Annotated in this window: 11 protein-coding genes; 9 read left to right on the forward strand and 2 right to left on the reverse strand. The window is 26.9% G+C overall.

The features are described from left to right. Positions 1–744 precede the first annotated feature (744 nt). The 4 genes from A966_RS08090 (at position 745) to A966_RS08105 (ending at position 4,934) form a co-directional block, all read left to right on the forward strand. Positions 745–2,670, forward strand: a complete 1,926-nt coding sequence (locus A966_RS08090) for a methyl-accepting chemotaxis protein (RefSeq protein ID WP_008724458.1) — start codon at positions 745–747, stop codon at positions 2,668–2,670. A gap of 150 nt (positions 2,671–2,820) precedes the next feature. Further along, positions 2,821–3,480, forward strand: a complete 660-nt coding sequence (rsxE, locus tag A966_RS08095; RefSeq protein ID WP_008724460.1) for an electron transport complex subunit RsxE — start codon at positions 2,821–2,823, stop codon at positions 3,478–3,480. After that, positions 3,473–4,054 (forward strand): electron transport complex subunit RsxA, encoded by a 582-nt coding sequence (gene rsxA, locus A966_RS08100; RefSeq protein ID WP_008724462.1) that lies wholly within the window; start codon positions 3,473–3,475, stop codon positions 4,052–4,054. Before rsxE ends, rsxA begins: the two co-directional genes overlap by 8 nt. Before the next feature lie 37 nt (positions 4,055–4,091). Continuing rightward, positions 4,092–4,934: an RnfABCDGE type electron transport complex subunit B gene (locus A966_RS08105; RefSeq protein WP_008724464.1), complete on the forward strand. Its 843-nt coding sequence runs from the start codon at positions 4,092–4,094 to the stop codon at positions 4,932–4,934. Between the two features lie 60 nt (positions 4,935–4,994). Here the strand turns inward: A966_RS08105 and A966_RS08110 are convergent, their stop codons facing one another. Continuing rightward, positions 4,995–5,477 (reverse strand): GNAT family N-acetyltransferase, encoded by a 483-nt coding sequence (locus tag A966_RS08110; RefSeq protein ID WP_008724466.1) that lies wholly within the window; start codon positions 5,475–5,477, stop codon positions 4,995–4,997. A gap of 233 nt (positions 5,478–5,710) precedes the next feature. On the opposite strand from A966_RS08110, the gene A966_RS08115 reads away from it, so the two are divergent. The 4 genes from A966_RS08115 (at position 5,711) to A966_RS08125 (ending at position 10,670) form a co-directional block, all read left to right on the forward strand. Beyond that, positions 5,711–7,054: an MATE family efflux transporter gene (locus A966_RS08115; protein ID WP_008724469.1), complete on the forward strand. Its 1,344-nt coding sequence runs from the start codon at positions 5,711–5,713 to the stop codon at positions 7,052–7,054. A 21-nt stretch (positions 7,055–7,075) separates the two neighbouring features. Further along, positions 7,076–7,576 (forward strand): FAD-dependent oxidoreductase, encoded by a 501-nt coding sequence (locus tag A966_RS13795; RefSeq protein ID WP_232817753.1) that lies wholly within the window; start codon positions 7,076–7,078, stop codon positions 7,574–7,576. A 57-nt stretch (positions 7,577–7,633) separates the two neighbouring features. Continuing rightward, positions 7,634–8,716, forward strand: a complete 1,083-nt coding sequence (locus A966_RS08120) for an FAD-dependent oxidoreductase (protein WP_232817754.1) — start codon at positions 7,634–7,636, stop codon at positions 8,714–8,716. A gap of 652 nt (positions 8,717–9,368) precedes the next feature. Continuing rightward, complete coding sequence (locus tag A966_RS08125; RefSeq protein ID WP_008724472.1) at positions 9,369–10,670, forward strand: Na+-driven multidrug efflux pump; 1,302 nt, start codon at positions 9,369–9,371, stop codon at positions 10,668–10,670. Positions 10,671–10,767: 97 nt separating this feature from the next. Here A966_RS08125 and mtaB read toward each other — a convergent pair whose 3' ends face one another. Continuing rightward, positions 10,768–12,021, reverse strand: a complete 1,254-nt coding sequence (mtaB, locus tag A966_RS08130) for a tRNA (N(6)-L-threonylcarbamoyladenosine(37)-C(2))-methylthiotransferase MtaB (protein ID WP_008724474.1) — start codon at positions 12,019–12,021, stop codon at positions 10,768–10,770. Between the two features lie 285 nt (positions 12,022–12,306). On the opposite strand from mtaB, the gene ftsZ reads away from it, so the two are divergent. Next, on the forward strand, positions 12,307–14,253 hold the full coding sequence (gene ftsZ / locus A966_RS08135; protein WP_008724477.1) for a cell division protein FtsZ: 1,947 nt from the start codon (positions 12,307–12,309) through the stop codon (positions 14,251–14,253). Positions 14,254–14,262 lie beyond the last annotated feature (9 nt).

Consider the following 14,262-nt stretch of genomic DNA (forward strand, 5'->3'; position numbering starts at 1 on the left):
TCTGTTTACAAATTGATTTTTTAAAAAATAATATGCTATCAAATCAGAAAAAAACTTTAAATTTATGGGGTGGGGTGTGTAAATAAATTTTTAACTTATTTTCATTCCCCGCCCTTTAGATTTTTTATCTATTTTTAAATTTTTGCTTAACATTTTCTCAATGCTCTATTTAGAACTTATAGAATACCACCCCAGATTTTTTAAATTTAAAAATTCCCTACACGCACGGTTAGCAAAATTTCAAATATAATAAAAATTAGAATTGGCATATAACATATATTTATAACTTTGCTCTGCGTGCGGTGTGGTAATTATGAAGCTAAATAAAACTTGGGTGGGTGTTATGTTTACAAATTGATTTTTTAAAAAATAATATGCTATCAAATAAGAAAAAATTTTTAAATTTATGGGGTGGGGTATGTAAATAAATTTTTAACCTATTTTCATTGCCTGCCCTTTAGATTTTTTGACTATTTTTAAATTTTTGCTTAAAAAATTTTAAATACTTTATTTAGAAACTATAGCAACCCACACAGATTATATATATGCATCATTTTTATAATTACATATTTAAGTAATAAAATTTTATTATTTACATTAGATTTACATTTTATTATTATAATTTTGTATTATAAATTTGATTTTTTTATATTTTTTGACTATATTATATCCTATAAAAAATAATTAGTTTTTAAGAAAATATCTAAATTTTTTTTAGTTTATTTTTTATGTGGTTTATGTATTATGAAAATAAATAATCTTTCCTTTAGAATACCTTTTATAATTTCAATTACATTTATATTATGCATGTTTATTATAGTGCTTATAATCACAATAGTCAGTTCTAATTCTATAGAAGATACGGCCATAAAAGGTCTTAGAGTTGCAGCTAAATCATATTCTGATATGATTGATTTATATTTTTCAGAAAAACGTTTGGTTATGGATTTATATTCTAAAGATCCCAATCTTTCAAGATATTTAGTCAATCCAACAGAAGAAAATAAATTGGCGGCAGAAGAATCATTAAAAGAATTTACTAGAGAAGTTTCAGATACACAGGTTTTTTATAATTATTCTCTTGTAAATTTTGATGCTAATATAATACTCGATTCTATAGGCGGAAAATTATTACATATAAATTATGGAAAAAATTCATCTGATTGGACTAGGTTTAGAGATACAGGATATGATTTTGCAGGAAGAGATTTAATTCAGCCATCTTCAGCCAATCCTCTTAATGCTATATGTGTTATATGGAAAGGCGTTAAAGATGAAAATGGAAAAGTTGTAGGCGTTTTGAATAGCTCTATTAATTGGATGAAGTTTATATCAGATTATATTATGCCAAGTCAATTAGGAAGAACAGGCTCTATAACTATTATAGATAAGAACAAAAATATAATAGCACATAATGATACAAATAAACTCTATATATATGAAAGTAATATAATAGGTACATCCGCTTACGAGAGAAAGCCTGAAACTATAAGAGAAAGAGAGGATAAATTTTTTCAATATGTTTTAGATAATAAGGAAGGTATTTTGGAATATGTAGATGATAATAATGTATCAGAAATATCTTTATTTAATCCTATAAATAATACTCCTTGGTATCTTATAGTAAGCTACAGTCAAGATGAAATTTACGGAGATAAGAATAAACTTACAAAAATAGTTATAATTATAGCAATTGTTATGTCTGTTATAATTTGTTTTATTGGTAAATTGATAGCTAGATCTATAATTTTGCCTTTAAATATGGTTGTAGATGAAGCTGATAATATATCCAATGGTCATATAGCTAATAATAATAATATTTCATGCAGTGTTAGAAAAGATGAAATAGGGGTACTTATGTGCAGCTTTTATAATATGAAATTAGCATTAATGAATGCCGTTAATACTGCCAATAGTATTGCTTTAGATACTAAGAATAAAGCTGGAGAGATATCATCAAAGAATAACAAGCTGCATGCTGAAACAGAAAATAATTCTTATAAAATGCAGGAAACTTCAAACATAACTAATAACATAGGTAATTCTGTATTAGAAACTACTAATTATGCTAATGAACTTATTGATATAATGAAAGATGCTAATAATTCCATAGAGATGGCTGACAGCAGTATTTCTGAAGCTGCTGATAATGCTAATTCAGTAAGTGAAGCTAGTAATAAAATAAAAGATATTACAAAGGTTATAGAAAATATAGCTTTTCAAACAAACATATTGGCTTTGAATGCCTCTGTTGAAGCAGCAAGGGCTGGTGAAAATGGAAGAGGTTTTTCAGTTGTAGCAAATGAAGTTAGAAATTTAGCCCAAAGCACATCGGGTTCAGTTAAAGATATATCCTCTCTTATAGAGGAGAGCCAGAAGCGTATAGAATTAGCAGCTAAGTCTACGAATCAATCTAAAGAATTATTCAATGATATGAAAGAAAAGCTAGAAAAAGCCTATTCTTTACTTTCCAATTTCAGCAGTGCCTTAAAACTGCAGAAAGATGGTATAGATTCCATTAGTTCTCATATACTTAATATGGAAGATACTTCAAGAAATAATACTGAATTAGCAGAAGATGTAAGTGAAATTTCTGAAGAATTAGAGGAATTGTCTATAAAATTGGAAGAAGCTATGTCATTTTTCAAAATCAGAGATGATTTTAAGTGAGAAAATATATAAAAATATAGTTTTTAATCTCAAATTTTGTTGAAATTTAGATATAATTAATTGCTTGTAAATCATAATTTTACTTGAAAAAATTATGATTTGTGATACAATGTAGTAGTGTAATCTTAATTAAATCAAGGTTAAATTATTATGAAAAATTCTCAGGTATTTATGGAAGGTGTATGGAAAAATAATCCTACCTTCGTTCAGGTTCTTGGTATGTGTCCTAGTTTGGCAGTTACAAGCAGCGTAATGAATGCTATAGGTATGTCTGTAGCTACCATATTCGTTTTGGTTTGTTCTTCTGCTTTAATCTCTCTTATTAAGAAGATTTATGCTAATGAAGTTAGAATTATGGGATACATAGTGGTTATAGCAGCTTTCGTTACTTTGACAGACATTGTTATGAAAGCTAAGTTTTATACATTGTCTTTGGCATTAGGTCCGTATATTCCGCTTATAGTTGTAAACTGTATCATATTAGGAAGGGCAGAGGCTTTTGCTAATAAAAATGGAATTATACCTAGTATTTTTGATGCTTTAGGTAACGGTGTAGGTTTCTTTATTTCTTTAACATTACTTGCTTCTATTAGAGAAATTTTAGGTAATGGTTCTTGGCTTGGATTTGATATAGTTGGTACTTTAAGAGGTTTCTTTGAGTCTGCTATGCCTTTCGCTTTGAATGCATATAATGAAATTACTACTCCTTGGGTTGTTATGATTATGGCTCCTGGTGCTTTCTTCACTTTAGGAACTTTAATTGCTATTAAAAGAGCTATAGATGCTAGAGGAGGAAAAGCTAATGGTTAATTTAATTTTATTGTTTGTAGCAACTGTTTTAGTTAATAATTTCGTTTTAACTAAATTTTTGGGAATATGTCCATTTTTAGGAGTATCTAATAAGTTAGATTCGGCAGTTAGTATGGGTATTGCGGTTACTTTCGTATTAGTTTTAACTGCTGCTGTTAGTTGGATGATACAATATTATATATTAGTACCTTTCAAAATAGAATTTTTACAAACTATACTTTTCATCATAGTAATTGCGGCTTTGGTACAATTTGTAGAGATGGTTGTAAGAAAAACAAGTGAAAGTTTGTACTTATCTTTAGGTATTTATCTTCCTCTTATAACTACTAACTGTTGTGTATTAGGATTGGCTTTATTCGGAGTTTTATATAAATATAATTTTATACAAAATATAGTATTCGCTTTAGGTGCAGGAGTTGGATTCACATTAGCTTTAGTTATAATGGCTAGTATAAGAGAGCGTTTAATGACTGCAGATATACCGGAAGCTTTCAAAGGTCCTGCTATGCCTTTTATCACAGCAGGTATACTTGCACTTATTTTCTATGGTTTCTCCGGAATAATAAAAATATGATTTTGAGTGTTAGAAGTATTTTATAAGGATAATAAAAATGATGACATCTGTTTTAGTAGCTTCAATATCTTCAGGCGTAATTGCTTTGATATTGGCTGTTTTATTAATATTTTCTTCAAAAATTTTCAGAGTTGAAGTTGATGAGAGAGTAACAGAACTTACAGCAAAACTTCCTGGTGCTAACTGCGGAGGATGCGGATTCCCTGGCTGTGCTCAATTTGCTAAGGCTTTAGTTGATGATAAGGCTCCTGTAGACGGCTGTTCTGTAGGTGGTGCTGATACTGCTGCAATGGTAGCTGATTTTTTAGGTAAAGTTGCTCCTCCTCAAAAAGAGAGAACAAGAGCTTATATTTTCTGTCATGGACATAATGGTATAGCTAAAACTAATAAAGTTTACACTGGTGCTGAAACTTGTGTATCTGCTGTTATGGCTGGAGGAAATAAAGAATGTTCTTATGGATGTGTTGGATTTTATGATTGTATGAACGCTTGCGAATTTGGGGCAATTATTAGAGACGAAGAAACAGGAATGCCTGTTATAGTTGAAGATAAATGTGTTTCATGCAATGCTTGTGTTAAAGCTTGCCCTCAGAAACTTATTGAGATTCACCCTGTTTCTCAAGATATACATGTTTATTGTAAATCCAAAGATAAAGGTCCTATAGCTAAGAAAGCTTGCGACAGAGCATGTATAGGTTGTAATATATGTGTTAAAAATACAAAAGAAGGCGGTATGAAAGTTGACAATTATCTTGCTATAGTTAATTATGATGATTATGTTGTTACAAATGAAAGTATAGCTAAATGTCCTACTAAAGCTATTACTGATGAAAGAGTAAATTCAGTAAAAAGCCTTCCTGTACCTTTAAAAAAAGCATAAAATTAAAAATTATAAAACAAGGTTGATAAATTAATAATTATCTTCCTTGTTTTTTATATTTTATAAATCTATATAGTAAAGTACAATATCTTCATATTCATTATTTTTATTCATATATCCTTTTTTAACTATACCTATTTTATTGAAGCCTATTTTTTCATATAATTTATGTGCATTGATATTTGATATTACAACAGCATTAAATTGAAGTATTTTATATCCTAATTTCTTGCCTTGTTCCATAGAGTCTCTTACTAATGCTTCTCCTATTCCTTTTCCCCTTGACTCCTTACTTACAGCATAAGAGGCATTAGATATATGTCCGCATCTTCCTATATTATTTGGATGAAGTATATACACACCAAAAACTTTATCATTATCTATAGCTACACCTGTATAGTCTTGAGAGCTAAAATACTTATCTGCTTCTTCTTCATTAGTTAATGTTTCTATTTGAGGAAAATATATTCCTTCTTTTATAGTGTCATTCCATATTTTTATAATTTCTTTAATATATTTTATATTGTATTTTATTATTTGCATTTTTATTCCTTTTATTAATATTTAATTATTATACATTATTATACATTAATTAAAATATTATTATTTAATATTAACTCAAAATATTGACATAAAATTATAATATGACTATAATATATTTAGTCAAAAAACATACTATTAATAATTTGTTATTTATTTTTATGTCTTAATAATTCTCTTTAGTATATGTTTTTATAGTTTTTATATATTTTCTTTTTATTTGAAAGGAATAATAAATGGAACTTAATAATAAAACTTTAATAGAAAACAGCAGCATAAATTTATTTTCCAAATTTGCAATACCTAGTATATTGGGTATGATAATGGGAAGTACCGCTGTATTTGTGGACGGTTTTTTTGTAGCACATTTTATATCGGCAGAGGCCTTTACTGCAATCAACATAGTATGGCCTATAACAGCTTTATCTTTCGGTATTTATGTAATGCTTACTATAGGATCTGTTGCCCTTGCCGGAAAATGTATAGGAGAAAACAATATAAGACGGGCTAATTTAATATTTACTCAAACTCTAATTGTAGTTCTTACTATAGCAAGTTTTCCATTGATTATAGCATATATATTTAGAGAGAGACTTCTCCCTTTTTTTGGGGCACATGGTGAGGTTTATGAATTATCATTGGATTATGTAGATGGTGTACTTTTTGCTACATTTTTTTGGGGAATGGCTTATGTTTTAAGTCAATTTGTAAGGCTGAATGGTTCTCCGAGATTTGCTTCTTCAATGTTTATAATATCATCTTTAGCAAATATGATTTTAGATCCTATTTTTATTATAGTATTTGATTTAGGTATTTCCGGAGCTGCTTGGGCTACTGCAATATCACAGATAATAGCTTTTTTAATGGGGTTATTATATTTTTTTAAGCCAAATTGCAGATTGAAGATAATAAAAATTTACGGAGGCTGGATATATATATTAAAAGCTGCATTTAATGGATTTTCTGAGTTTTTAAGCAATTTTTCATCAGGACTTATTCCTTGGCTTTTTAATATAACAGCATACAATATTTCAGGAAACAGGGGCATACTAGTATATTCAGTTGCTAATTATGCAATAATGTTTTTTATAATGCTGGCATATTCAATAGGTGAGGCATTAGAACCTTTAGTGAGTGTTTCTTATGGTGCTGGAAATAAAAATAGAATGAAAGATTTTTTAAAGATATCAGTATTTTTAATTACTTTTATATCAGTATTAAGTTCTATTATACTTTTGATTAATCCTAGTCTGCTTGTTAATACTCTTTTAAAAGAAGTAGATAATCAGACTTTTGATGATGCTTTATTTTTTGTGAGAACTTCTATACCTACATTTATAGGAGTTGGAATCAATATTATAATGAGTGCATATTATACTTCTGTTCAAAAGGCGGGGGCTTCTGCGATTGTTGCTGCTTTAAGAAGTATGATTTTGCCTGTTGTATTGGTATTAACACTTCCAAATATATTCGGATTTATAGGATTAGTTTTGGTTCTTCCTATAAGCGAAGTGTTTACTTTGATAGTATCTTTGGCATTATATAAAAATAGAAGTGCCGATATTTTAATTACAGAATAATTATTTTATAAGAGTATTGCTATGAATATAAACAAAGAGTTTGATTGTGATGTATTAATTGTAGGAGGAGGAATAGCAGGACTTATTGCTGCTGAGAGAGCATTAAAAAGTTTTAAGAGAGTATGTATTCTTGATTCTGCCAAGATTTGTTCTGGAGCTTCTTATTTTCCTTTAAAGGCTACATTAGGTATACAAGTAACAAAAGATAAAAATGATTATAATAAATATTATGAAGATATAACTAATATGGGAAAAGGGGTAGAAAATCCTGAACTTATAAAGACTTATATAAAAAATATTAAAAAAGATGTTTATCTTCTAAAAAGAATTGGTTTTAAACCTTGGCTTAGAAAGGATTCAAGACCTGCTTGTTTTGCTAAATACTCAAGAAATATTTTTTTGATTAATGATTGGAATGAGGCTAGAAAAAGAGCAAATAAAATTTTTAGAAAAAATAAAAGATTAAAAATATTTGAAGGAAGTTCTTTAATAAGGATTATAAAGAATAATGATAAAATTTAAGGAGCTATATTTCAGAATAAAGATAAATTTTTCTTTATAAAATCTAAAGTAATAATTTTGGCTGCCGGAGGAATAGCAGGAAATTATAAAAATAGTTTATATCCTAAAAAAATCAATGGCACTTGTCATATTGCTGCATTGGATGCAGGAGCTTATGCACAAAATATGGAGTTTATTCAATTCATACCTGCTTATTTAAAGCCTAGATATAATGTTTTATTTGGAGAGCATACTCTTAAATATTGTATTGGCATGTATGATGAGAATAATAAATTAATTTTTGAAGGAATAGAGAATGATAAAAATAAAAGATTATGGATTGAAAGAAGCAGTTATGCACCTTTTAGTACAGATTTTGAAAGCAGTGAAATAGATTTAAAAATACCTTGCAGCGGAGTGAGACTAAAATATTCTGAAGATTTATACAAAGATAAAGAAGAGTTTTATACTGTTTATTTAGGTTGGCTTAAAAATGAAATGAATATTGATTTACTTAAAGATGAAACTTTAATAACTCATTTTGCTCATAGCTGTAATGGAGGCATTAAAATAGACAGCAATGGATTTACGGGTGTTGCTGGGCTTTATGCTATTGGTGAATTATCATCTGCGATAGAGGGTGCTAATAGGCTTGGAGGGAATTCTGTGGGTGGTGCTTTGGTATTCGGACATAATGCTGTAAAAGATGCTTATAAATATATTAAAAATAATAAATTTGATAATAATTATAAAAAATTAAATATTATAGAAAAAGAATTTAATGATTGGATTAATGATATTTCAAAAGATGATAAAGAAAACAGTTTGAAAAAAAATGAAGTTCTTAGAAAAATAATAGAATTAGTAAGTGAAAATTTATCCGTTGTAAGAAGCAGAGAAAAAATAGAAAATTTCTTAAGTAAGATTGATGAGATTAGAGGCAATTATAGTATAAAAGAAAATATTGAAGATGGTTCTATAGAAATTTATTTGATTATTGAAAGTGTGAAGATGATTGCTTTGAGTATGCTTGAGAGAGATGAAAGCAGGGGGGCTCATTATAGAGAAGATTTTCAAAATCCTTCTTATAAAATTTATAAACTTCAGGTAAAGAGAGAAAATAATAAAACCAATATAGAGAGAATTTATATTAATGATTAAAAAACTATGAATAAAATTTTATAATTTATAAATTATAAAAATAATGTTTTATATATTGTGTAAATTGTTATTTCAATATATAAATATCTAGTCTTTAGAAACAAGTATAATTCAAAGGTATTTTTATTCGTATATATTTTCTAAAAAGTTTAAGTTATAGCATCAAAAATATAAATGTTTATTTTCCTAAATATTTATATATATTTTTTATTAATTTATAGATTAATATTCATTTTTTCTTATTTTTTGTTAATAAATAATAATTGCATAACTATTAATATTTATTAATTATGATATACTATATATAGAAGTATTATTATTAAAACTTAAAAAATAATTTTATTAATTATTTTAATATTAGAACTGTTGCAATTTTGTATTTTTATACAGTTAATATTAAAAATATATTATAAATTTTATTTACAGTAATTTAATATCTATTATTTTTTGTTTTAAATGTAATATAATTTTATCAAAATAAGATATAAAAATGCAGTCTTTTTGCTTCTTTGTGCCAACAAAAGAAGTGGGGTTTGGGGCAAAGCCCCAATTATTAAAATTATAAATATTATTTTTAATATATTGTATAATAATATAACTATATGTATGTACAAAATTGCAACAGGTCTATTCAATAAAATAAGGATATTTTATGATTAAAAAACTTTTTTATTTTAAAAATTTTAATTATAAATTATATTTTTCACTGATATTTCTATCTTTGTTTCCGGCATTATATGAAACTATAAGAACTATTATAGTTTCAATATCAACTGATTCTTCATCATTTGATATTATGGGACATCTTGAATGGTTTGATTTAATAAATGAAACATTGCTTGCTTTTTTACATATACCTTTATATGCAATATTTAATAGAGTGATAAAAAATCATTCTGAAGAAGATTTTGCTAAAGTAACATTTAAAACATTTTTAATCGGTTTTGTATTGTATTGTTTATTTTCTATAGTAATTTATATAAAATCAAAAAGTATGATAGTATTTATGAATGTTAATGAAACTGATATTGAAGCTGTTACGAAGTATTTAAATTTGGAAACTATAGCATTTGTAATTGGTTTTATTATTACTTCAATAAACATAGTAATAGTGTCTAAAGAATTGTATAAAGTTTTTATAATATTTGCATTTGTAAAAACATTACTTATTATTTTATTGGATATTAATTTGGTGTTAAAATTTAATGTTTTTGGTGTTGCTTATTCCAATATGATTATAAATTTGTTTATGGGAATATTAGGTATTTTTATTTTAATAAAAAATGGATTAATAAAATTATCATGGTTTAACAGAGAAGATAAGATGATATTTATTTCCTATTTTAAAATAGGAATATTTTCAGCACTTCAAATTCTTGTTGATAATATAGTATATGCTTTAATGATTGTAAAAATGGTTAATTTAGTAGCGGAGCAGGGTAATTATTGGATAGCAAATAATTTTATATGGAGTTGGTTATTGATGCCTGTGCTTGCTTTAAACGAAGTTATAAGAACTAATTGTAAATATAAAGATGATAATCAGCTTTGGAATTATTTTAGGATAATATTTTTTATAACCATTTTAGCATCAGCAGCAGTTTTATTTTCAAATATATTTTTTGAATATATAGAGAGAATTGAAAATCATAATGATGTATATTTAATAGTATTAAAATTGGCGCCTTTTTATATATTTTATGCTTTGTCAATTATACCTGATAATATATTTATAGGTTATGGTAAGACATTATATAATCTTATTAATTCTATAATTATTAATTTTGTTTATTATGGTTTTGTGTATTTTTTATATTTGAAAGGATATATTGTCTTCAATATGAATACTATTATTATTATGTTTGGGTTAGGTATGATTTTTCATGCTTTAATATCATATATTATTTTTATAATAAAATTTAGACATAATGTATTTTTTTCAGATATGAATTGATAAATATTCAAACTATTTTTATAATTTGTATTTTAAATTAATCTATAAAGATGAAGTTTTATGCAAGATAATGAAATATATAAATAATATTATTTAGTTATTGAGATATCATTATGCCGCCTTCATATTTTAATGCCTTTGCAGATACAAGCTCTTTTTTGTTTAGATTAGTGTCGCTATAAAGTTTGCATTTTAAATATTCAGCACTTGTTCCTATATAGTTATTGTCTGATAAAGTTTTTTCTATTATTATTTTTAAATCTCTTCCTTCAGCATTTTTGTAGTATGAGTCTTTTAATTTATTATTTAGGCTGTTTAATATTTTAGCTCTTTTTAATTTTGTTCTGTATCCGACTTGTCCGTCCATTTTTGATGAAGGAGTGTTTTCTCTGTTTGAATATCTGAATATGTGAATCTTTATAAATTTTGACTTTTCGCATAAATCATAAGTATCATTAAAATCAGTATTTTCTTCATGAGGAAAGCCTACCATTACATCGCTGCTTATTGCCATGTTGGAATTAGTTTTATATAATTTTTCTGTAACTGAGAGATAATCTTCTCTCGTGTATCTTCTATTCATAAGTTTAAGTATTTTATTGCTTCCAGACTGAAGCGGTATATGTGCATGAGGACAAAGTACATCATCATTTTTAAATAGGCTTATAAGATTATCATCAAAATAAAGCGGTTCTACAGATGAAAGCCTTATTCTAATGCCGTATTTTGAGGAATGTTCCAATATTTGAGTGAGTATATTATAGAAGCTGATTTCATTATTATAGTTGTATGAACCCAAATTAAGCCCTGTTAATACTATTTCTTTATATCCGTAATCACTAGCCATTTTTACAGCATCAAATATTTTTTGAGGCTCTACACTTCTATGACTTCCTCTCACCCTTGAAACTATGCAGTATGTACAGAATACTTCGCATCCGTCCTGTATTTTTAAATATGCACGGCTTTGCTCCTGAGGAAAGAATATTGGATTATTTATTTTATTTTCAGAGTTATTATGCATGGTATTGAATATTATTTCTGAAGCCTCTTCTTTTTTCTCATTTGGTATTAGTATAATATTATCTTGCATAATAGATGAATCTTTATCTTTTTTTGAAACATAGCATCCTATTAGAAATACTTTTTTTTGAGATATATCTCCAAGTTTTTCTAAATATGCCATGAGTTTTTTATCACTGTCATTGGTAACAGTGCAGGTATTTATAGCTATTGCATCGGCATTATTTAGCTCAGTAATATTGGCTCCCATGTTTTTTAATTCATAAGATATTTTCTCGCTTTCATATTGATTAAGACGGCATCCGAAAGTATGTAAATGTATATTCATAAATTTCTCTTTTATTGTAAATAGTATTAATTCTCTATTAGTATATATTAAAATATATAATAACTCAAACATTTTAAAAATATTTAATTAACATAACATTTTTTATAATAAAAAAATAAAAAAATCCGATTAACATAATAACATATTTTTTTTATTTTTACTACTTGCGGAATTTGACAATTATGTTAATATAATTATGTTTATTGAAATATGTTTATTATGAATTTATTTTATAATTAAAGGAATTTTAATTAAAAATTCTATTATATCGCAAGGGGAGTTGCAATGAATCCTAAGTATCGCATAGAATTGGCAGATAACAATAAAGGGAGCGAAAAGATGTCATTTAATAATAATTCTTCATCATTAGATACAGTAATTAAAGTAATTGGTGTAGGTAATGGCGGATGCAATGCTGTAAATAGAATGATAGAAGAGGGATTAGAGAATGTAGAGTTTATAGCTATGAATACAGACTCTCAGGCATTATCCCGTTCAAATGCTCCTACAAGACTTGTTTTAGGAGACAGGGTAACTCAAGGTTTAGGTGCTGGTACTGATCCTGAAAGAGGTGCTGAAGCTGCAAGAGAAGATATTGCCAAAATAGAAGAGCTTGTAAATGGAGCTAATTTAGTATTTATTGCAAGCAGTTTCGGAGGCGGTACAGGAACAGGTGCAAGCCCAGTTGTAGCAGAAGCCGCTAAAAAAGTAGGTGCTTTAACTATCGGTGTTGTTACTAAACCTTTTGATTATGAAGGTAAATTAAAAATGAGCCGTGCTGAAGCAGGTATAGATAAAATGCTTACAGTAGTAGATTCGCTTATAATAATACCTAATGAAAATCTGTATGACATGGTAGATATGGACGATTACAGCTATGAAGAGGCTTTATCAGTTGTAGATGATATACTTAGACAGGGTGTTCAGGGAATATCTGATATAATTACTCAGACAGGATTTATAAATGTAGATTTTGCTGATGTAAAAACTATGATATCTCTTTCTAATGGCAGAGCTCATTTAGGTATAGGAGTTGGAAAGGGTGATGAAAGACTTCAAAAGGCTATTACTAATGCATTTGAAAATCCGCTTTTAGATGTTTCAAGCATCAAAAATGCAAGAGGTATACTTGCTAATATAGTATGTCCTAAAGATTTTGCTATGAAAGAATATAGAGCAGCAAGTAAAATCATCAATAATTATGCCAATGAAAATGCTAATATAAAAATTGGTGTTTGTCCTAAAGAAGAGCTTAAAGATGAAATTATTGTTACTATAGTGGCTACTGGTTTTGATGCAAACTCAAAAAATGACAGCGATAATAAAGATTTAGATTCCAATGCTAATGATATAATAAACAAATCTGCATCGGTTAATAAAACTGAAATTATAGATAATAACAATTCTAATAGTTCTAATGATGTATCTGCTAATAATGCATATTCTCCTGCCGTTGATGTTAAGACTGATAATAAAAAAGAAGATGATATAAGCAGCAGTAAAAATGAAATTAATAAAGCAGAAGTAACTGAAAAGATTATAGCTGACAGCAAAGTATCATCAAAGAATATAGCTGAAAATATAGTTGATATAGATAATATAAATACAATAGTAAAAGAACCTGAGGCAGAAAAAGAAGTAGAACTTGAAGCTTTGAATATTAATTCAGAAAGTAATATTCAAGAATATGAAGTATCAGAAGCATCAGCAGAAAAAAATGAAGCGGTAATAATAGAAGAAGAAAAAGAGGAAGTTAAAGAAAAGGTATTAATTTCAAATAATAATGATAAAGTTCAAGAAACTAAAGAATATAAATTTGAAAATTATATCAGAAACCTTAAAAAACCTATAATAACTAAATCAAATAGGTTTAATAATCTAAGTGAGAGTATCATTGACAATAATAATGAAGAAGAAAATAATAATAATGAAAGTATTAAAGAAACATTTAATAGAACTATAGTTAATAATAATTCAGAGTATGCTCATAGATATGAAACAAAAGAAAGAATATCAGAAGAGATGCGTTTTGAAGAAGAGGAGAAACATAATAATCCCCATTCAGATTATCACAAAAATCCATTTGATATAGTATCAGACGATTATATGGATAAGCATAATAAAATGGGTTCAAAAATGTCTATATTTGGCGAAACTTCTACTATTGATAATGATTTGGAAAAACCAGCATTTTTAAGAAGGCAAATACAGGCAAGAAATACTATGAGATAAGGTGTTATT

Source organism: Brachyspira hampsonii 30446 (assembly GCF_000316195.1).
In the GTDB taxonomy this organism is placed as follows: domain Bacteria; phylum Spirochaetota; class Brachyspiria; order Brachyspirales; family Brachyspiraceae; genus Brachyspira; species Brachyspira hampsonii_C.